19 protein-coding genes are annotated in these 18,621 nt (G+C 69.7%); 10 read left to right on the top strand and 9 right to left on the bottom strand.

The genetic code is table 11. The annotated features are described in order from the left end of the window. Positions 1–79: 79 nt before the first annotated feature. Positions 80–916, top strand: coding sequence for a hypothetical protein (locus HD557_RS01440; RefSeq protein ID WP_196872570.1), 837 nt, complete (start codon positions 80–82; stop codon positions 914–916). On the opposite strand, the gene HD557_RS01435 is transcribed toward HD557_RS01440, so the two are convergent. Then, the gene (locus tag HD557_RS01435; protein ID WP_008354545.1) at positions 898–1,689 is read right to left on the bottom strand and encodes a crotonase/enoyl-CoA hydratase family protein; all 792 of its coding nucleotides are present in this window, start codon (positions 1,687–1,689) and stop codon (positions 898–900) included. The genes HD557_RS01440 and HD557_RS01435 overlap by 19 nt on opposite strands. Before the next feature lie 38 nt (positions 1,690–1,727). On the opposite strand from HD557_RS01435, the gene pgm reads away from it, so the two are divergent. Beyond that, the gene (pgm, locus tag HD557_RS01430; protein WP_196872569.1) at positions 1,728–3,377 is read left to right on the top strand and encodes a phosphoglucomutase (alpha-D-glucose-1,6-bisphosphate-dependent); all 1,650 of its coding nucleotides are present in this window, start codon (positions 1,728–1,730) and stop codon (positions 3,375–3,377) included. Between the two features lie 20 nt (positions 3,378–3,397). Here pgm and HD557_RS01425 read toward each other — a convergent pair whose 3' ends face one another. After that, positions 3,398–3,862, bottom strand: coding sequence for a carboxymuconolactone decarboxylase family protein (locus HD557_RS01425; protein ID WP_231380137.1), 465 nt, complete (start codon positions 3,860–3,862; stop codon positions 3,398–3,400). Between the two features lie 147 nt (positions 3,863–4,009). Here HD557_RS01425 and HD557_RS01420 point away from each other — a divergent pair, with 147 nt between their 5' ends. After that, positions 4,010–4,891 (top strand): sigma-70 family RNA polymerase sigma factor, encoded by an 882-nt coding sequence (locus HD557_RS01420; RefSeq protein ID WP_196872568.1) that lies wholly within the window; start codon positions 4,010–4,012, stop codon positions 4,889–4,891. Here the strand turns inward: HD557_RS01420 and HD557_RS01415 are convergent. After that, positions 4,888–5,151 (bottom strand): WhiB family transcriptional regulator, encoded by a 264-nt coding sequence (locus tag HD557_RS01415; RefSeq protein ID WP_292649912.1) that lies wholly within the window; start codon positions 5,149–5,151, stop codon positions 4,888–4,890. The two genes, HD557_RS01420 and HD557_RS01415, sit on opposite strands and share 4 nt — an antisense overlap. A gap of 199 nt (positions 5,152–5,350) precedes the next feature. On the opposite strand from HD557_RS01415, the gene HD557_RS01410 reads away from it, so the two are divergent. Continuing rightward, complete coding sequence (locus tag HD557_RS01410) at positions 5,351–8,422, top strand: M4 family metallopeptidase (RefSeq protein WP_196872567.1); 3,072 nt, start codon at positions 5,351–5,353, stop codon at positions 8,420–8,422. A gap of 73 nt (positions 8,423–8,495) precedes the next feature. Continuing rightward, positions 8,496–9,209 carry a Type 1 glutamine amidotransferase-like domain-containing protein gene (locus HD557_RS01405; RefSeq protein WP_008354558.1) on the top strand — a complete coding sequence of 238 codons (714 nt, stop codon included), beginning with the start codon at positions 8,496–8,498 and terminating at the stop codon, positions 9,207–9,209. On the opposite strand, the gene HD557_RS01400 is transcribed toward HD557_RS01405, so the two are convergent. After that, entirely contained in the window at positions 9,206–9,757 is a 552-nt protein-coding gene (locus tag HD557_RS01400) for a RipA family octameric membrane protein (protein WP_196872566.1), read from the bottom strand. The two genes, HD557_RS01405 and HD557_RS01400, sit on opposite strands and share 4 nt — an antisense overlap. Positions 9,758–9,863: 106 nt before the next feature. Then, positions 9,864–10,427, bottom strand: a complete 564-nt coding sequence (locus HD557_RS01395; RefSeq protein WP_196872565.1) for a TetR/AcrR family transcriptional regulator — start codon at positions 10,425–10,427, stop codon at positions 9,864–9,866. Between the two features lie 76 nt (positions 10,428–10,503). Here HD557_RS01395 and HD557_RS01390 point away from each other — a divergent pair, with 76 nt between their 5' ends. Further along, on the top strand, positions 10,504–11,403 hold the full coding sequence (locus tag HD557_RS01390) for an SDR family oxidoreductase (protein ID WP_196872564.1): 900 nt from the start codon (positions 10,504–10,506) through the stop codon (positions 11,401–11,403). 69 nt (positions 11,404–11,472) lie between these two features. Here HD557_RS01390 and HD557_RS01385 read toward each other — a convergent pair whose 3' ends face one another. Continuing rightward, the gene (locus tag HD557_RS01385) at positions 11,473–12,723 is read right to left on the bottom strand and encodes a fatty acid desaturase family protein (protein WP_196872563.1); all 1,251 of its coding nucleotides are present in this window, start codon (positions 12,721–12,723) and stop codon (positions 11,473–11,475) included. A 32-nt stretch (positions 12,724–12,755) separates the two neighbouring features. Further along, a complete protein-coding gene (locus tag HD557_RS01380) occupies positions 12,756–13,916 on the bottom strand; it encodes a ferredoxin reductase (protein ID WP_196872562.1) in 1,161 nt (386 codons plus the stop codon). Positions 13,917–13,988: 72 nt separating this feature from the next. Here HD557_RS01380 and HD557_RS01375 point away from each other — a divergent pair, with 72 nt between their 5' ends. Then, entirely contained in the window at positions 13,989–15,170 is a 1,182-nt protein-coding gene (locus HD557_RS01375) for a PucR family transcriptional regulator (RefSeq protein WP_008354569.1), read from the top strand. On the opposite strand, the gene HD557_RS01370 is transcribed toward HD557_RS01375, so the two are convergent. After that, entirely contained in the window at positions 15,167–15,562 is a 396-nt protein-coding gene (locus HD557_RS01370) for a VOC family protein (protein WP_196872561.1), read from the bottom strand. The genes HD557_RS01375 and HD557_RS01370 overlap by 4 nt on opposite strands. Before the next feature lies 1 nt (position 15,563). Next, positions 15,564–16,115: a DinB family protein gene (locus HD557_RS01365; RefSeq protein WP_231380135.1), complete on the bottom strand. Its 552-nt coding sequence runs from the start codon at positions 16,113–16,115 to the stop codon at positions 15,564–15,566. Positions 16,116–16,234: 119 nt separating this feature from the next. Here HD557_RS01365 and HD557_RS01360 point away from each other — a divergent pair, with 119 nt between their 5' ends. Genes HD557_RS01360 through HD557_RS01350 form a run of 3 tightly spaced genes read left to right on the top strand, consistent with a single transcriptional unit; the run spans position 16,235 to position 18,620 of the window. Next, positions 16,235–16,669, top strand: a complete 435-nt coding sequence (locus tag HD557_RS01360; RefSeq protein ID WP_008354573.1) for a DUF4383 domain-containing protein — start codon at positions 16,235–16,237, stop codon at positions 16,667–16,669. A gap of 20 nt (positions 16,670–16,689) precedes the next feature. Continuing rightward, positions 16,690–18,237, top strand: coding sequence for an FAD-dependent oxidoreductase (locus HD557_RS01355; protein ID WP_196872560.1), 1,548 nt, complete (start codon positions 16,690–16,692; stop codon positions 18,235–18,237). A gap of 17 nt (positions 18,238–18,254) precedes the next feature. Then, a complete protein-coding gene (locus HD557_RS01350; RefSeq protein WP_008354576.1) occupies positions 18,255–18,620 on the top strand; it encodes a PPOX class F420-dependent oxidoreductase in 366 nt (121 codons plus the stop codon). Position 18,621 lies beyond the last annotated feature (1 nt).

The following is an 18,621-nucleotide window of genomic DNA, read 5'->3' as shown; positions in this document are numbered from 1 at the left end:
TACCCCTGACCAAAGTCTGACCCCGGTCGCTACCTCGGGCCGATGCCCTGGTGGTGCCCCGGATCCTAGATTCACCAGGGTGAGCAAGAAGGTCCAGATCTGGTCGCGGACGATCTCCGGGCACACCCACCATCTCGAGGTGACCGGCGAGATCGTCCGTCGGTTCGTGTGGACCGTCGACGGCGAGGAGGTCCTCGCCCGGAAGACCGCGGACGACCGGGCACGGCTCGAGACCACGACGCACGGGAGCCTGCTCGTGATCCACTCCGGGCTCGGTACGCCACGCCGCGCGACCTACTTCGCGCCCGGCGAGGACCTGGCCGGGATGGCCGGCATCGGCGGCGTGGACCTCACCCCCGAGCCGGGATCGCGGGCTGCTGCGTACGAACGTCGGGTGCTCGACCATCCCAGGCGCTATGCCCTCATCGAGACTCTCGGCGGCGCCGCCGGCGTCGTCGGCGGCATCGTCGCGGCGATGGTCGTGGCGTGGATCGTCGCCCGGATCTCGCTGCCGGACATCCCGCTCCCGAACCTGCCGGACCTGCCGGACCTCCCCGACCTGCCGCTCCCCGACCTCCCCAGCATCCCGTGGCCGTCGATCCCCTGGCCGGACCTGCCGAACGTACAGGTCCCCGAGTGGGTGAAATGGGTCGCGAACCACCTGAAGTACGTCTGGCCCGTCATCCTCGCCTTCGTCCTCGCCCAGGGCGAGATCAAGCGCCGTCGCAAGCACGCCGAGGCGTCAGCCGCGCAGGCCGAGGCGTCAGGTACGTCGGCCGAGACGTCACGTACGTCGACCGAGAGGGCAGCGGATGACGCCTCGCCCGACGCGAGTGACGCCTCGCCCGACCTAGCCGACGCCTCGGCCGACGGGGGTGACGCCTCGGCTGAGGAGGGTCAGCGGCGGGGCTTGTAGGTCGGCTTCTCGCGCTTGAAGGCGGCCTCGCGGGCGATCTTGGTGTTCTCGCCGAAGAGAAGGCGGAGCTGCTCGATGCGCTCGCGGGAGAAGGTGCGCTTGACGGGGGCGTACCAGGTGTCGTTGAAGAGGCGCTTGGCGGCGGCGAGCTGGTCCGGAGAGCGCTCGGAGAGCTTGCGGGCGAAGGCGGTGGCGGTGGCCACCGGGTCGGCGGAGAGCTCGGTGACCAGGCCCAGCTCGTAGGCGCGCTCGCCGGAGAACTGCTCGGCGGTCATGGTGAGCTTCTTCGCGGTGTCGATGCCGACGACCTCGGACAGCGACCGGATGCCGGTCATGTCGGGGATGATGCCCCACTTGCCCTCGAGGACGGACCACTGCGAGTCGGGCTCGGCGATGCGGAAGTCGGCGCCGAGCGCGATCTGTACGCCGCCACCCAGGCAGTGGCCGTGGACGGCCGCGATCACCGGGACCGGCAGCCGGCGCCACGCCCAGACCGACTCCTGGAAAAGGTTGGTGCCGCGGAAGGGCACGGGTACGAACGCACCGACGATCTTCTTCGGGTCGCGCAGCACCGAGGCGAAGTCGAGGCCGGCGGTGAACGCGTCTCCCTCACCGGCGATGACCACCGCGCGCAGGTCGTGGTTCTTGCGGAGCTCCTTGGCGGTGTCGACCAGCTCCTGGAGCAGGTCGAGGGTGAGCGCGTTGAGCTTGTCAGGGCGGTTGAGACGCACCTGGGCGATGCCGTCGTTGATTTCGGTGGTGACGAGGGGCATGGGGAGAAGACTACGGGGCAGTAGGCATGATGGGACACATGGCTGACCCACGCGCTGGAACGCTCGCTACGCCCGCCGACCTGGTCGACGTACCTCACCTGGTCGCCTCCTACTACAACCTGCAGCCCGACCCCGAGGATCCGGCCCAGCAGGTCGTCTTCGGCACCTCGGGGCATCGAGGGTCCTCGCTCCGGTCGGCCTTCAACGAGACGCACATCCTGGCCACGACCCAGGCGATCGTCGACTACCGGACCTCGCAGGGGATCGACGGGCCGCTGTTCATCGGGCGTGACACCCACGGTCTCTCCGAGCCCGCCTGGGCGAGCGCGCTGGAGGTGCTGATCGCCAACGACGTACGTGTCCTGGTGGACGACCGCGACGGCTACACGCCCACCCCGGCGGTCTCGCACGCGATCCTTCGCGCCAACGCCGGCCGCCTGTCGGGCTCCGGCCTCGCCGACGGGATCGTCGTCACGCCCTCGCACAACCCACCCAGCGACGGCGGCTTCAAGTACAACCCGCCCCACGGCGGCCCGGCCGACTCCGACGCCACCAAGGTCATCGCGGCTCGCGCCAACGAGCTGATCCGGGCCGGCCTGGCCGGCGTCAAGCGGGTGCCGTTCGCCGCGGCGCGGCGGAAGGCCGAGGCGTACGACTTCCTGGGCTCCTACGTCGACGACCTGCCCAACGTGGTCGACCTGGCCGCCATCCGCGACGCCGGGGTACGGATCGCGGCGGACCCGCTGGGCGGAGCCTCGGTCGCCTACTGGGCCGAGATCGCCGAGCGGCACAAGATCGACCTCAACGTGGTCAACGAGCTGGTCGACCCGACCTGGCGGTTCATGCCGCTGGACTGGGACGGCAAGATCCGGATGGACTGCTCCTCCCCCAGCGCGATGGCGGAGCTGGTGCGGTTCCTGGAGAGCACCCCGGAGTTCGACATCGCCACCGGCAACGACGCCGACTCCGACCGCCACGGGATCGTCACCCGCGACGCCGGGCTGATGAACCCCAACCACTTCCTCGCGGTCGCGATCGACCACCTCTTCGGCGGCGCTCGCCCGGACTGGCCGGCCACCGCGCGGATCGGCAAGACGCTGGTCTCGTCCTCGATGATCGACCGGGTCGCCGGAGCGCTCGACAAGCCGCTCGTCGAGGTGCCGGTCGGGTTCAAGTGGTTCGTGCCGGGGCTGATCGACGGCTCGTTCGGCTTCGGCGGCGAGGAGTCGGCGGGCGCCTCGTTCCTACGCTTCGACGGCACCGTGTGGACCACCGACAAGGACGGCATCATCCTGGCGCTGCTCGCCTCCGAGATCCTGGCGCGCACCGGGAAGTCGCCGTCCCAGCGCTACGCCGAGCTGGTCGCCGCACATGGGGAGCCGGCGTACGCCCGGATCGATGCCCCCGCCTCGCGCGAGGAGAAGGCGAAGCTCGCGGCCCTCTCCCCCGACGCCGTCACCGCGACGACACTGGCCGGCGAGGAGATCACCGCCAAGCTCACCGAGGCCCCTGGCAACGGTGCGGCCATCGGCGGGCTCAAGGTGACCACCGAGTCGGCCTGGTTCGCCGCCCGCCCGAGCGGGACGGAAGACGTCTACAAGATCTATGCCGAGTCCTTCCGTGGACCCGACCACCTGGCCCAGGTGCAGGAGGAGGCCAGGGCGGTCGTGTCGTCCGCCCTGGCCTGATCTGGGGCCATCTCGGATGGTCAGCGCATCCAGAAGGGGTGCTCGGCGTCCTCCCGCACCGTCACGTTGACCCGGTTGAAGAGGTTGTGGGTGGCGATGCAGAGGACCAGCGCGGCGGTCTGCCTCTCGTCGTAGTGCTTGGTGACCTCGCGCCAGAGCTCGTCGGGCACGGCGTCCTCGGCGTCGGCGAGACGGGTCACGGCGTCGGCGAGGGCGAGCGCCGCCTTCTCGGCCTCACTGAAGAAGGGCGACTCACGGTAGGCGGCGAGGCCGACGATCTTCTCGATCGGAAGGCCGACCTCGTCGACGCGTACGGCGTGACCCTGGAGGCAGGCCGCGCAGCCGTTGAGCGAGCTGACGCGCATCGCGATCAGTTCGGTCGTGGTCTCGGGGAGGCCGCCGTCGGCGACAGCGGCGAGAAGGTTGCCGATGCCCTTGTAGGCCTGCGGGATGACTTCTGCGGGGTTCTTCATTCGGTTGCTCATGCCATCTCGACCCGTCCGGGTGGGGCGATGTGACAGATCGGCGAAAGAAAAAATTCTTCGCCGGGATCGGTCACATCTGGTCTCCTTCACGTGTCGGGTCCATGGGGGACGACCTACCCCGAGACCCACAGACCCGGAGGACGGACGATGCAGCAGGAGTGGCTGGCCGAGCGTTTCGAGCAGGAGCGGCAGCAGTTGTACGGGGTGGCCTACCGGATGCTCGGTTCCGCCTCCGAGGCCGAGGACGCCGTCCAGGACGCCTGGCTCCGACTGAGCCGGACCGACGCCGACGAGATCGACAACATCGGCGGCTGGCTGACAACGGTGGTGGCCCGCGTCTCGCTCAACATGCTCCGCTCGCGCAAGACCCGCGGCGAGTTGCCTCTCGAAGATCGACTGCCGGAGCCCACGGTCGTGCTCGACGACGCCACCACCCAGGACCCGGCCGAGCGCGCGATGCTCGCCGACTCGGTCAGCATCGCCCTCCTGGTCGTGCTCGACCAGCTCTCCCCGGACGAGCGGCTGGCCTTCGTGCTCCACGATCTCTTCGCGGTGCCGTTCGACGAGATCGCGACGATGCTCGACCGCTCCTCGGACTCGACCCGTCAGCTCGCCAGCCGCGCCCGGCGCCGGGTCCGAGGACGTACGCCGCAGCCGGATGTCGCCGCGCAGCGCGAGGTCGTCGACGCCTTCTTCGCCGCCGCCCAGGACGGCGACCTGAACCGGCTCATCGGCGCCCTCCACCCCGAGGTCGTCCTGCGCGCCGACCTCGGCACCGGGATCACCACCTACCGCGGCGCCGCGAAGGTCGCCGGCAACGCCGTCATGTACGCCCACGCGGACCGCGTCACCCACAACGCCCTCGTCAACGGCTCCGCCGGCGTCATCATCACCTTCCACGGCAAGCTGTACAGCGTCATGGCCTTCACCGTGGTCGACGGACAGATCACCGAGATCGAGGCGTACGCCGCCCCAGCCCAGGTCGCGACGCTCGCCGCGAGCCTGGGGCTGGAGTCAGCGCACGCCTAGGCGGCCTGGCGGCGGGGTCGACCGCGGCCGCGCTTGTGGGTGACCACCTGGCCGCGCTCGACGATCTCGCCGCCCCAGACTCCCCACGGCTCGGAGCGCGCGAGAGCACCCGAGAGGCACTCGCGCATGACCGGGCAGTCGAGGCAGCGGTCTTTGGCCACCTCGAGGGCGGCGGGGGACTCTGAGAACCACAACGCAGAGTCGTCTCCGTGGCACGGCAGGCCGGCGGCGTACAAAGGCGGGATGATCTCCAAGGGCACCCCTCGAGAATCTGCGCCTGAGGTAGGCCCGCACATCGGGAAACTACCTTAGATCGCCGCTGAGGCCCTCACATTGAGAATGGCCCGTGGAGGAATCGTTTCGGACTCGTGATTCGCGTTTGCGCCCCTCTTCGACGCAAATCTCTCTACGATGCGAACGCCGCGACCTGACGCGGCGAATCCCCGAGAGGAGCAACCCGTGCAGCTCGGAAAGCAAGGAATCAGCCTTGCCCTCGTCGCGGCGAGCCTGGTGATCACACCGGTCGCCGCATTCGCCGCGAAACCGGATCCCAGCGGCATCGAGCAGCTGAAGGCCGCGGCCGACCAGACGGTCACGCTCAAGAAGGAGGGCGCCACCGGCCTGATCGGCTACGTGTCCACCAAGGGCGATCTGCTGCCCCGCGTCGCCGCCGACACCAAATCCGAAGCGGCCGCGAAGGCGCGCGCCTACCTCGACGAGTACGCCTCGGTCTTCGGCGCGACGGCCGGCCAGCTCGACCAGTCGAAGGTCAGCACCACCCCGGCCGGCTGGACGGTCGAGTTCGAGCAGGTCTACAAGGACGTGCCGGTCTTCGGCGGTGTCCTCAAGGCCCACGTCGACAAGTCCGGCGACCTGACCTCGGTCAACGGCTTCGCCGCCCCCGACCTCGACCTCAGCACGACCCCGACGTGGTCGAAGGAGAAGGCCAGCGCCAAGGCGCTCGAGCTGGTGAAGTCGAAGCCGGCCCAGGCCCACCCCGACAGCAAGGTCGACACCAGCGGCGTCGAGGTCGTCAAGGCCGACCTCAACATCTACCGCATGGGCGCCGCCCAGGGCGTGAGCGGCAAGAGCCTGCTCGCCTGGGTCATCGAGGTGTCCAACCAGTCCACCGTGCGCGAGACCCTCGTGCTCGACGCCGCCAGCGGCAAGCCGGTCAATCGCTACTCGATGCTCCACTCGGCCACCGACCGCGAGCTGGTCGAGAAGCACAACACCCCCGACGTGGCCGACGACGCGACCGTCTGGCGCGAGAACGACGCCTTCCCGGGCACGCTGGACCAGGACCAGCAGAACGAGGTCGCGACCACCGGCGAGTCCTACTGGCTCTTCAAGAACACCTTCGGCCGCGACTCCTACGACGGCAACGGCTCGAAGATGATCACGGTCAACAACGACCCGGCCATCTCGTGCCCCAACGCCAACTGGAACGGCGAGACCACCAACTACTGCTCCGGGGTCACCTCCGACGACGTGGTGGCGCACGAGTGGGGCCACGCCTACACCGAGCACACCTCCGGCCTGATCTACCAGTGGCAGCCGGGTGCGCTCAACGAGGCGTACTCCGACATGTGGGGCAACACGGTCGACTTCCTCAACGCCCGTGAGAACACCACCGACGACGTGGCCCGTACGGACGGACGCTGTTCCTCCTCCACCCGCGGTGCCATCACGCTGACGATCAACTCGCCGGCCGACGTCGCCGGGGACTGCCCGGCCGCCGCCGCCAACTTCGGTCCGGTCTACCCGACCGCCGGAGTGACCAGCGACATCGTGGTCGGCCTCGACGCCGCCAACAGCGGCGGCCCGACGACCACCGACGGCTGCTCGCCGCTGGAGAACGCCTCGGCCGTCAACGGGAAGTTCGTGCTCGTCGACCGCGGCACCTGCCCGTTCGTCCAGAAGGTCGCGAACGCGAAGAACGCCGGCGCCAAGGGCGTCGTGATCGCGTTCCTGCAGGGCCAGCCGATCGGCAGCATCTCCGGCACCTCCGACATCTACGGTGCCACCACCGACTACGCCACCGGGCAGAAGATCAAGAACGCCACCGGCACGGTCAACATCACCATCAAGGACGTCTCGGCCGACTCCAAGGACGAGTCCGTACGCTGGCTGATGGGTGAGGACTCCACCGCCTTCGGCGGCGCGATCCGCGACATGTGGAACCCGAACTGCTACGGCGACCCGGGCAAGGTCTCCGACGAGGAGTACCACTGCGACGGTGCCACCGACTCCGGCGGCGTCCACGTCAACTCCGGTGTCATCAACCACCACTACGCCCTGCTCGTGGACGGTGGCGCCTACAACGACGTCAACGTGGCGGGCATCGGCCTGGACAAGTCCGCCAACCTGATCTGGCACGCCCAGACCAACTACCTGACGCCGACCTCGGGCTTCCCCGAGTACGCCCAGGCGATGGTCTCCTCCTGCGCCGACCTGATGGGTGTGACGACGCTCAAGAAGCTCACCCTGGGCACCTCGACGCCGCAGACCGGCGGCGGCGAGACTCCGGGTGGCGAGGCCACGGCTCCGGCTCTGGACCCGATCACGGCCGATGACTGTGCGGCGGTCGCGGCGGCCAACACGGCCACCGAGCTCACCCAGGAGCCGGTCCAGTGCAACTTCGGCCCGATGCTCGACCCGAACACCCCCGCCCTGTGTGGCGAGGGCACCAACGAGGTCACCACCTACACCGAGGACTTCGAGGACGGTCTGGCCGGCTGGACCCAGGACGCCGAGGCCGGCGTCCCCGGCAACGACTACCCCTGGGAGGCCGGCAGCGACGTCGAGGGCAACACCAGCGGTCTTGCGTTCGCGCCGGACCCGAACGAGGGTGCCTGCGGCTCGGCGACGGGTGACATCACCAGCCGGAACGGCCTGATCAGCCCGACCCTCACCGTGCCCGAGGGGCTCTCGCCACGGCTGAGCTTCGACCACTCGGTCCTCACCGAGTGGGGCTACGATGGCGGCAACGTCAAGGCCTCCGTCAACGGCGGCGAGTTCGAGCTCGTCGACCAGGCCGCGTACGCCTTCAACGCTCCGGGCGGCACGATGAGCACCGACAGCGGCTACATGGAGGGCCAGCCGGCCTGGACCGGGTCGGACGGCAACAGCTTCACCGGTGCGTGGGGCACCACCATCGTGAAGCTCGACGCCATCGCGGCCGCCGGCGACACCGTCCAGTTCCGCTTCGACTTCGGTCGCGACGGCTGTGGTGGAGCCCGGGGCTGGGCCATCGACAACGTCTCGGTGAGCTACTGCACCGAGAAGGCGGTCCCGGAGATCTCCGCCACCTCGCCCAAGCGCGGCAAGGTCGAGATCACCGTCGACGGCAAGCGCGCCACCGGCGAGATCGTCGTCAGTGAGAACGGCATCCGCGTCGGCCGCTTCACCCTGAAGCAGGAGGAGGCGACCTTCCGGGCGCTCCGAGGCACGCACACCTACGAGGTGGCCTACTCGGGTGACCGGCGCAACGAGGCGATCACCGAGACGGTGACCGTCAGGGTCAAGTAGCAGCCACACCATCAGCGGGCCCCGCCGGACGAATCCGATCCGGCGGGGCCTTCTGCATCCCTACACTCGCCCCATGCGCGGAACGATCCTGACCCTGGGCGGTGGCGGCTTCTCGATGCCGGAGGTGCACGGGCAGGACTTCTCCCCGCTCGATGCCGAGCTCAACCGGCTGAGTGGCAAGGATCGACCCAAGGTCTGCTTCATCGCGACCGCGAGCGGCGACGCGGACAGCTACCACGACAAGTTCCTCGCCGCGTACGCCGATCGTTCCGAGGCGACCGTGCTGTCGCTGTTCAACAAGGCGCCGGAGGGGCACGAACTCCCGATCGACGACCTCGAGCAGCTGCTCGAGCAGGACATCGTCTACGTCGGCGGCGGGTCCACGGCCAACCTGCTGGCGGTGTGGCGGCTGCACGGGCTGCCCGCCCTGCTGGAGAAGGCCGCTGCCGGCGGGACGATCCTGGCGGGGATCTCGGCCGGCGCCAACTGCTGGTACGAGGCCTCCTCGACCGACTCCTTCGGCCCCACCGCGCCGCTCCCCGACGGTCTCGGCTTCCTCCCCGGCTCGTTCTGCCCGCACTACCTCGGCGAGGCGGACCGGCGCGAGACGTACGTCCGGTTCGTCGGCTCCGGGGCCCTGCCGGCCGGCCATGCCGCCGACGACGGCGTCGCGCTGTTGTGGCGCGACGGCGAGCTGGTCGAGGTGCTCAGCGAGCGGCCCGACGGAGTGGCGTACGCCGTCGGGCCGGACGGCGAGACCCCGCTCGAGGTGAGGGTTCTCGACTAGGGGATGTAGAGCAGCCCGTACGTCGCCACGTGGCAGAACCCGAAGAGCGCGGGCGCCCACACCTCGATGTTGCTCATCGGCAGGTAGCGCGAGCTGTCGCGACCGAGGCCGACGGCCGACCACTCCGCGACGCCGGGTGCCGCGGGCAGCTGCTTCTCGAGGTGGGAGATGACGGCGTACTTGCCGCTCGCCATCTGCCGGTAGGAGCGGATGATCCAGAACCAGCCGAGGCACAGGCCCAGGGCGGCGATCAGCGCGACCGTGAACAGCCACGGCCGCTCGGGGGCGCTGGCCACGAGGGCGGTCCCGGCTACCAGGACGCCGAGGTTGAGGATCAGGAAGAACGCGCTGGTGATCGTCCGCCGCACGCTGAGCCGCTCGGCCTCGGCGACGTAGAGCTTGTACTGGTCGAAGAGCACCGCGCGGTCACCGCTGGAGAGCACGTCGGGAGGCAGCACCCACAGGCCCTCGGCGAGCGCCGACGGGTTCGGCTTGTTGGCGGTCACATAGCTGCGCACCGCGGTCTGCGACTCAGCTCCGGGAATCAACTGGTTCTCCATAGTGCCTAGTTGTCTACCGGTCCCGGCGGGTGATGTCCATACGACATTCGTCACCGTGGCGCAGGTGTGACCCAGGTGTTCACGAACGTCTCACCTAGGCCAGGGCGCGCAGCGCTGCGGCGGCCTCGTCGATGCACTCGGGAAGGCCGAGGCCGGTGGCGCCGGACACCCATCGGGAGAAGGCCGCCTGGAAGACGGCGACGCCGGTGTGGGCGGCCACCGCAGCGGCCGGATCGCCGACGCCACGCTCGGCGAGCGCGGCCTGCGCCGCGGTCGTCATGGCGGCCATCTTGAGCAGCTCACGTTCTTGGAGGGCCGGGGTCGACTCGACGATCCGGGATCGCTGGGCGGCCTGGTCCCGGGTGCGTGCCTCGGCGAGCCCGACCGCCGCCGCGCGTACGCCGTCGAGCACCATCTGCAGCGGGGTCGCGTGCTCGTCGGCGGCCGCGATCGCCTTCACGACCACCTCGTCGAGCGGGCTGGGGTTGGCGAAGAGCACTTCACGCTTGTCGGCGAAGTGGCGGAAGAAGGTGCGCTCGGTGACCCCGGCCCGGGCCGCGATGTCACCGGCGGTCGTCTTGTCGTAGCCCTTCTCGGCGAACAGGTCCAGGGCAGCCGACACCATCCGGCCACGTGCGTCGGGCTCCCATCTCGCCATGGCCCCATCCTAACGTGATGTCAGTTTCTGACATCGGGTGCTACTGTTGATGTCAGGAACTGACATAGGAGGAAGCATGACGAACATCTTCATCACCGGGGCCTCGGGCTGGATCGGCTCCGCGGTGACCGACGAGCTGCTCGCGAACGGGTACTCGGTCACCGGTCTGGCCCGCTCCGACGAGAGCGCCGCCGCCCTCGAGGCGAAGGGCGCCCAGGTGCACCGCGGCTCGCTCGACGACCCCGACACGCTCGCCACCGCCGCGAAGGCGGCCGACGGCGTGATCCACCTGGCCTTCAAGCACGACTTCTCCGACTACGCGGGCGCGGGCCACACCGAGCACGCGACGGTCGAGGCGATGCTCACCGCGATCGAGGGGACCGACAAGCCGTTCCTGCTCGCCTCCGGGCTGGTCGGCGACGTCACCGGTCGGCCCTTCACCGAGGACGACGCCAACCCCAACCACGGCCCCGACTCGATGCGCGGCGGCAGCGAGAACCTCGCGCTCGGCTACGCCGACCGAGGCGTACGTCCCGTGGCGCTGCGCTTCGCCGCCTCGGTCCACGGCGAGGGCGGCGACCACGGCTTCGTCGCGGTCCTGTCCTCGATCGCCCGGCAGCACGGCGTCGCCGGCTACATCGGCGACGGCCGGAACCGGTGGCCCGCCGTGCACCGCGCCGACGCGGCGCGGATGGTGCGGCTCGCGCTGGAGAAGGCCCCGGCGGGTTTCCGCGCCCACGCGGCGGCCGAGGAGGGCATCCCCACGCGTGAGATCGCCGAGGCCATCGGCCGTCGGCTCGGGCTGCCCACGGCCTCGATCGATCCCGCGGAGGCGGCGGACCACTTCGGCTGGATCAGCACGTTCTTCGGGTTCGACGCCTGGGCGAGCTCCGAGAAGACCCGCAAGACGCTCGGCTGGACCCCCACGGGCCCGACCCTGCTGGCCGACATCGCCTCGGGCGCCTACGACGCCTGACGCGCACGACGGGGAGCTCCGCAGGCGTCACCGGTCGGTGCGCGCCGCGGAGCTCCCCGTCGTATCGACTCAGATGGCCTTGCCGACGGAGGCGGCGCCGGCCGCCTCGAACTCCTTCAGCAGGCGACGGCGGGTGCGGGTGTCGCCGCGGACCGCCTTGACGAGCTTGACGACCTGCGACGGCGCGTTGCGCACGTTGGTGGACTCGAGGAACCCGTTGGGCAGCGACAGCCGCAGCACCTTGTGCCACGCGGACGCGACCTGCTGCGGCATCGGCGCGGTGTGGTAGTTGAGGCCGTACTTGTCGAAGAGCGCGCGGACCTTCGGCGCGATCTCGGCGTAGCGGTTCGAGGGCAGGTCCGGGAAGATGTGGTGCTCGATCTGGTGCGACAGGTTGCCGGTCATCACGTGCAGGAACTTGGAGCCCGAGATGTTGGCCGAGCCGAGCATCTGCCGGACGTACCACTCACCGCGGGTCTCGTTCTCCGGGATGTCCTTGAGCTCGAAGGTCTCGACGCCCTCGGGGAAGTGACCGCACATGATCACCGAGTGGGTCCAGACGTTGCGGGTGAAGTTGGCGATGACGTTGGCCAGCAGCGTCGTCGGGCCCGACAGGGTGACCATCGAGACGAGCGGGTGGGCGACGTAGTCCTTGAACGCCTGACGGCGGACCTTGGCGACCGTACGCTTCGCCGCCATCTGCCACTCGGCGGACGGGCGGCGGCCCTTCTTCTTCTGCCGGATCACCCGGCCGAGCTCGAGGTCGTACATCGCGATCCCGTACTCGAAGATGCACATGTTGAGGAAGTTCATCGCCGGCTGGAACAGGCTCGCCGGCGTCCAGCGCTGCTCCTCGTCGACGCGCATGATGCCCCAGCCGAGGTCGTTGTCCTTGCCGACGATGTTCGTGTAGGTGTGGTGCAGCTCGTTGTGGGAGTGCTTCCAGCCCTCGCTCGTCGAGGCGTTGTCCCACTCCCACACGGTGGAGTGGATCTTCGGGTCACGCATCCAGTCCCACTGGCCGTGCATGATGTTGTGGCCGATCTCCATGTTGTCCAGGATCTTGGCGATCGAGAGACCGACGGTGCCGACGACGAACGCCGGCGGGAAGATGCTCGCGAGCAGGACCGCGCGGGAGCCGAGCTCCAGCGAGCGCTGGACCTTGATGACCTTGTGGATGTACGCCGCGTCGCGCTCGCCGCGGGTGTCGATCACCTCTTGGCGGATGGCGTCGAGCTCACGGCCGAGCTGCTCGATGTCCTCGCGGGTCAGGTGGGCGATCGGGCCGGTGTAGGCCGGGGCATCAGGTGCGATGGTCATGGCTGTCTCACTTCTCGTCGTGTGGGGGATGCTCAGGAGGCGGGGTGGTCGATGACGCACTCGCCGGCGGCGGCGGAGATGCAGGTCTGGATCGGTACCCCTTCGGGGCCGGTCTCACCCGGGCGGGCAACGGTGAGCTCGCCGTTGCGGAGGTCGCGGACGGCGCCCTCCTTCATCGGGAGCACACAGCCGAAGCAGATGCCCATACGGCAGCCGCTCGGCATGAGGACGCCAGCCTCTTCGGCGGCGTCGAGGATCGGCTTGTCACCAGGTGCTTCGACGGTCCTGCCGGTGAAGGCGAGCGTGCCGCCCTCGCCGGTGACGACCGTGGCCAGCCGGAACTGCTCGGTCTGGAGCGGCAGGCCCTCGGCGTCGTACCAGGCCTGGAGGTTGTCGAGAAGCCCGGCCGGACCGCAGGCGTAGGCCTTCCGGTCCTTCAGGTCGGGCACGAGCTCGGTGAGGGTGTCGATGTCGAGACGGCCCTCGGAGCCGGTGTAGCGGGTGACGAGGCGGATCGCGCCGGCCTCGTGGAGGGACTCGAGGTTGCGGATGAAGATCGAGTCGGGACGGCTCGGGGCGACGTGGACGACGGTGACGTCGAGGCGCTGGTGCTCGACCACGCCCTCGTCGGTGACCGGGAAGAGGTTGCGCAGCATCCCGATGACCGGGGTCACGCCGGAGCCGGCGGTGACCATCAGGAACTTGTGGCCGCGCAGGTCGCTGGGCAGCACGAAGTCACCGGCGGCCTGCTCGAGGTGGACGATCTTGCCGGGGCGCAGGCGGCGCACCAGGTGGCTGGAGACCTTGCCGTCGGGGACGGCCTTGACGGTGATCGAGATGAGGCCGTCCTTGCGGGGGCCGTGGGTCAGCGAGTAGGCCCGCCAGTGGCGGACGCCGTTGACGTCGACGCCCACGCGGACGTACTGACCGGGTGTGTGGCCCGCCCAGTCGGCGCCGGGCTTGATCTCGATGGTCGCCGCGTCGGCGGTCTCCGGCGTGACCTTCACGATGCGTCCGCGCAGGTCAGCGCCTGGTCGCAGCGGGTTGAACATGTCGAGGTAGTCGGCCGGAGCCAGCGGCGTGGCGATCGTCTCGGCGACCTCCCACGCCTTGCGCGAGAACCGCTCCCGCCATGCGGGGCGCCTGGCCTCGCCCGGGGCGAACAGGGCGGGGGACGTGGACATCTCAACCATGTATTCCATGATGCTATTTGTGCGAGGTAAACTCCTGTGTCAGCGACGTGAATCTGATAGGCGGATTTATACGTGACGAACAAAAGTTCCCGAGAGATCCCCTCACTTTCCTCCTACGACGTCCACCTGACGCCCGAGATCGTCGCGGCGATCCGCGCGGTGCTCCCCCAGGTCGGCGAGGACGTCGTCTCCGCGATCATCGCGGAGGTGCCGCCGTACCAGGACGCGCTCTCCGGCCACATGGGCGAGACCATCCGGACGGCGGTGGGCGTGGCGCTGGGCGGCTTCCTGTCCCTCGCTTCCGGAAACGATCTGCCCGCCGACGTCGTGGCCGCGACCCCGCCGGCGCTCCAGGGCGCCTACGACCTGGGGCGCGGCGAGGCCAGGAGCGGACGCACGATGGAGGCTCTGCTCGCCGCCTACCGCATCGGCGCCCGGGTCGCCTGGCGCGAGCTCGCCAGGAAGGCCGTCGAGGGCGGCATGGCACCGGCGATGCTGGTGGAGTTCTCGGCACTGGTCTTCGCCTGGATCGACGAGATCTCGGAGGCCTCCGCGGCCGGGCACGCCGACGAGCGCGCCACCACCGGACGCGTACAACGACAGCTGCGGGAGCGGCTGGCCAGGAAGCTGCTCGCCGAGGCGACGCCGGAGGAGCTCGACGACGCGGCGGTGCGGGCCGAGTGGACCCCGCCGAGCACGCTGACCGCGGTGCTCGTCCCCAACTCCCAGGTCGGCACCATCCTCGCCAAGGTCAACCAGGGCACGCTCGAGCACGACGACCTGCAGGATCTCGACGACCACACCCTGCTGCTCGTCCCCGATGCCCACGGCCGTCGGCGGCGGGCGCTGATGAAGGCCCTGGAGGGCCGCCGGTCGGTCGTCGGCCCGGCCAAGCCCTGGCGCGAGGCCCGGATCTCCTACGAGCGCGCCCGGCGCGCCCACTTCGCCGGCCTCGGCTCCGACACCGAGCAGCACCTCGTCGAGCTCGTCCTCTCGGCCGATGCCGATGCCCGTGAGGACCTCCGCGCCCAGGTGCTGGCCCCCTTGGCCGACCTACGCCCCGCCACCGCCGAGAAGCTCACCGAGACCCTCCGCTCCTGGCTCCTGCACCAGGGCCGGCGCGACGAGGTCGCCGCCGAGCTCTTCATCCACCCCCAGACCGTCCGCTATCGGATCGGACAGCTGCGCGATGCGTACGGGGACCGGCTCGACGACCCCGCGACGATCCTGGCCCTCACGGTCGCGTTGGGTTAGTCGAGGTAGAGACAGAAGGGATGACCCTCGGGGTCGAGCATGACCCGGACGTCGTCCTGGGGCTGGAAGTCCGCGACCCTCGCGCCCAGGGCGACGGCGTCCTCGACCGCTGCGGAGAGGTCGGTGACGCCGATGTCCAGATGGACCATCTGCTGCTGAGCATCGGGCTCGCTCGGCCAGACCGGCCGGCGGTAGTGGCGGTCGAGCTCGAAGGCGAGGTTGCTGTGCGTGCCGTTGCCCGACGGGTCACGGATGAGGACCGTGACGCACGCCGGCTCGGAGCTGCTGATCTCCCAGCCGAACAGGTCCGCATAGAACCGGGCGAGTGCGGGCGGGTCGGTGCAGGCGAGGTTGACGCCGATCCATCCGGTGACACCGCGGATCCCCGCCATGTCACTCGGCGTCCCTCGGGTCCTCGCCGACGAGACCGTCGATGGACTCGCGGATGAGGTCGGCGTGACCGGTGTGGCGGGCGTACTCCTCGATCATGTCGGCGATGTAGCGACGGGCGTTGGCCTCGACGCCCCACTCGGCGTTGGTCGCGAGCGTGTCCATCCCGTCCTTGCCGAGGGCGTCGGTGACGGAACGGCGCGACCTGGCGACCGCACCCTCCCAGAGGGCCATCAGCCCGTCGGCCGTGTCCTCGGCCTCGGTCCGCCAGTCCCAGCCCTCCTCACCCGGTCCGTAGGCTGCCCAGACCTCCGGGTAGCCGCTCTCGGCGAGGACCGCGGTGAAGTAGTGGTCCTCGCAGAACGCGAGGTGCTTGAGGAGCCAGCCGAGCGTGATCCTCGAGGGCTCCAGCCGTTGGCGCAGCTGCTCGTCGGTCAGTCCCCCGCACTTCCAGGCGAACGTACGCCGGATGCGGTCGAGCGTGCTGAGCAGCGTCCCGGTCTCGTCCATGACCGGTGTCATCTCGACCGGCTGCGTGGTGTCGATGGTCGTCATGCGGGTGACGCTAGGCCTGATTCCGGACACAAACCTTCCGCTTACCCGAAGCCCGTCGGCATGTGAACCCCGCCACTGGGTACCGCCGAGACATGACTGACATATCTGACTATCGGTCCATGACCGCGACGGCGCTGCAAACGGCCGCGACGGTCGTGGGCGCCACCTTCCTGCTCGTCGGTGTACTCGGGTTCATCCCCGGCATCACCACCGACTATGACTCGATGACCTTCGCGGGCCACGAGTCCGAGGCCCAGCTGCTCGGCATCTTCCAGGTGTCGATCCTGCACAACATCGTCCATCTGCTGTTCGGGATCGCCGGCCTCGTGCTGGCCAGGACCTGGAACGGAGCCCGCGGCTTCCTGATCGGCGGCGGCGTGGTCTACCTGGTCCTGTGGATCTACGGCCTGGCCATCGACCACGAGAGCGCCGCGAACTTCGTGCCGATCAACGATGCCGACAACTGGCTCCACCTGATCCTCGGCGCCGGCATGATCGCGCTCGGCCTGGCCCTGGGGCGTACGCCGCACACCGGTGACCACATCGCACCCTGACCGCCCGGAGGACGTACCTGATGGAGCACAACAGTGTGTGGCTGGCCACGGCCGCGAGGCCGGGCCACGCCACCCTGGACACGAGTCGGAACGCCGATCTCGAGGTCGACGTCGCTGTGGTGGGTGGGGGCATCGTCGGACTGACGACGGCCCTGCTCGCCCAGCGACGCGGCATGCGCGTCGCCGTGCTGGAGGCGGCGACGGTCGGTGGCGGTACCACCGGATACACCACCGGAAAGGTCACCGCACAGCACGGGCTGATCTACGCCGAGCTGGTCAAACGGCACGGGGACGACAACGCCCGCCGGTACGCCGACGCGATGCGGGCGGGGGTCGAGCAGGTCGCCGATCTCGCCGCGGAGCTGGAGATCAGGTGTGACCTGACCCGAGCCCCGGCGGTGGCCTACACCCGGTCGCCGGAGCAACGCTCCCGGATCGAGGACGAGGCCGAGGCGGCGGCCGGGCTCGGCCTGCCGGCCCGGGTGACCGACCGTACCGACCTGCCCTTCGACATCGAGGCGGCGGTCGTCTTCGACGACCAGATCCACTTCCATCCCGGCAGGTACATGGCAGGCCTCGCCGACGCGTTCACGGCTGCCGGGGGACGGATCTTCGAGGGCACCCGGGTCACCGCCATCGACGAGCAGCGCGACCGGACCGTCGAGCTCACCACCTCCGCCGGGACCGTGGTGGCGAACCAGGTCGTCGTCGCCACGCTGCTTCCGCCCGGACTGCTCGGTGGATACTTCGCGCGGACCAGGCCCTCTCGCTCCTACGGGCTGGCCGTCCGCCTGCGTGGCCCGGCGCCGACCAGCATGGCGATCGGCGTCGACTCACCCACCCACTCGACACGGCCGTGGCTGGACCCCGGCCCCAACGGGCTGATCGTCGTCGGCAACGGCCACGAGACCGGCGCCGAGCCCGACACCGAGACGATGTACGCGGACCTCGAGGGCTGGACCCGGGCCACCTTCGACGTCGAGGCGATCGACTATCGATGGTCGGCCCAGGACTACACCACCCCGGACCGCGTGCCCTACGTCGGCTACTCCCCGACGAGCGAGCTGGTCATGGTGGCCACCGGTTTCCAGAAGTGGGGTCTGAGCAGCGGAACCGCGGCCGCGATGATGCTGGCCGATCTTCTCGCCGGCGACGACAACCCGTGGCTGCCCGCGTTCGACGCCACCCGCATCGGCGACGCCCGGGCCGTCGGCCGGCTCATCAAGGACAACCTGAAGGTCGGCCAGGAGCTCGTCGCGGGCCGTCGCCACGACCCCGAGGTCCGCTCCGTCTCCGACCTGCGGCCGGGCGAGGGCGGCCTCGTCGAGGTCGGCGGCCACACGGTCGGCGGCTACCGCGACCTCGAGGGCACCGTGCACACCGTGAGCCCGCGGTGCAGCCATCTGGGCTGCCCGCTGCACTGGAACACCGCCGAGGCCAGCTGGGACTGCACCTGTCACGGCTCCCGGTTCTCGCCCGACGGCGCCGTCCTCGACGGTCCCGCCGTCAGGCCGCTCGGACGACCGTCGACGACGGACCGGAGCGGGGTTGACCTCAACCCGACTTGAGCACCGACGCTGGAGCCATGAAGTTCACCGACACCCAGCTCCGCTACCTCCGCACCCAGCCCCTGGGAAGGCTCGCGACCCTGGCCCCCGACGGGGGTCTGCAGAACAACCCCGTGGGGTTCACGATCGACGAGGAGCACCGCATCGTCATCGGCGGCCACCAGATGGGCAGGTCGCGGAAGTTCAGGAACGCCCGCAAGCACGCCCAGGTGGCGTTCGTGGTCGATGACCTCGCCTCCACCAACCCGTGGCAGCCGCGGATGATCGAGATCCGCGGCACCGCCGAGGCGCTCACCGATGTGGACCCGCCGATGCCGGGGACCTCGCGCGAGGTCCTCCGGATCACCGCGGACTCGATCAGGGACTACGGGCTCGGCGACTGAG

Origin of the sequence: Nocardioides luteus (assembly GCF_015752315.1) — a bacterium.
Classification (GTDB): Bacteria; Actinomycetota; Actinomycetes; order Propionibacteriales; family Nocardioidaceae; genus Nocardioides.
Note: the sequence above shows the minus strand (reverse complement) of the source record. Positions and strands in the feature narration are given on the sequence as shown.

What these genes read in the sequence shown, in the direction of transcription:
- HD557_RS01405 (WP_008354558.1), top strand. Translation starts at nt 8,496, where the DNA reads ATGCGCGGAACGATCCTGACCCTGGGCGGTGGCGGCTTCTCGATGCCG.
- HD557_RS01395 (WP_196872565.1), bottom strand. Translation starts at nt 10,427, where the DNA reads ATGGCGAGATGGGAGCCCGACGCACGTGGCCGGATGGTGTCGGCTGCC.
- HD557_RS01365 (WP_231380135.1), bottom strand. Translation starts at nt 16,115, where the DNA reads ATGACGACCATCGACACCACGCAGCCGGTCGAGATGACACCGGTCATG.
- HD557_RS01435 (WP_008354545.1), bottom strand. Translation starts at nt 1,689, where the DNA reads ATGCCCCTCGTCACCACCGAAATCAACGACGGCATCGCCCAGGTGCGT.
- HD557_RS01420 (WP_196872568.1), top strand. Translation starts at nt 4,010, where the DNA reads ATGCAGCAGGAGTGGCTGGCCGAGCGTTTCGAGCAGGAGCGGCAGCAG.
- HD557_RS01350 (WP_008354576.1), top strand. Translation starts at nt 18,255, where the DNA reads ATGAAGTTCACCGACACCCAGCTCCGCTACCTCCGCACCCAGCCCCTG.
- HD557_RS01385 (WP_196872563.1), bottom strand. Translation starts at nt 12,723, where the DNA reads ATGACCATCGCACCTGATGCCCCGGCCTACACCGGCCCGATCGCCCAC.
- HD557_RS01355 (WP_196872560.1), top strand. Translation starts at nt 16,690, where the DNA reads ATGGAGCACAACAGTGTGTGGCTGGCCACGGCCGCGAGGCCGGGCCAC.
- HD557_RS01425 (WP_231380137.1), bottom strand. Translation starts at nt 3,862, where the DNA reads ATGAGCAACCGAATGAAGAACCCCGCAGAAGTCATCCCGCAGGCCTAC.
- HD557_RS01380 (WP_196872562.1), bottom strand. Translation starts at nt 13,916, where the DNA reads ATGGTTGAGATGTCCACGTCCCCCGCCCTGTTCGCCCCGGGCGAGGCC.
- HD557_RS01370 (WP_196872561.1), bottom strand. Translation starts at nt 15,562, where the DNA reads ATGGCGGGGATCCGCGGTGTCACCGGATGGATCGGCGTCAACCTCGCC.
- HD557_RS01390 (WP_196872564.1), top strand. Translation starts at nt 10,504, where the DNA reads ATGACGAACATCTTCATCACCGGGGCCTCGGGCTGGATCGGCTCCGCG.
- pgm (WP_196872569.1), top strand. Translation starts at nt 1,728, where the DNA reads ATGGCTGACCCACGCGCTGGAACGCTCGCTACGCCCGCCGACCTGGTC.
- HD557_RS01360 (WP_008354573.1), top strand. Translation starts at nt 16,235, where the DNA reads ATGACCGCGACGGCGCTGCAAACGGCCGCGACGGTCGTGGGCGCCACC.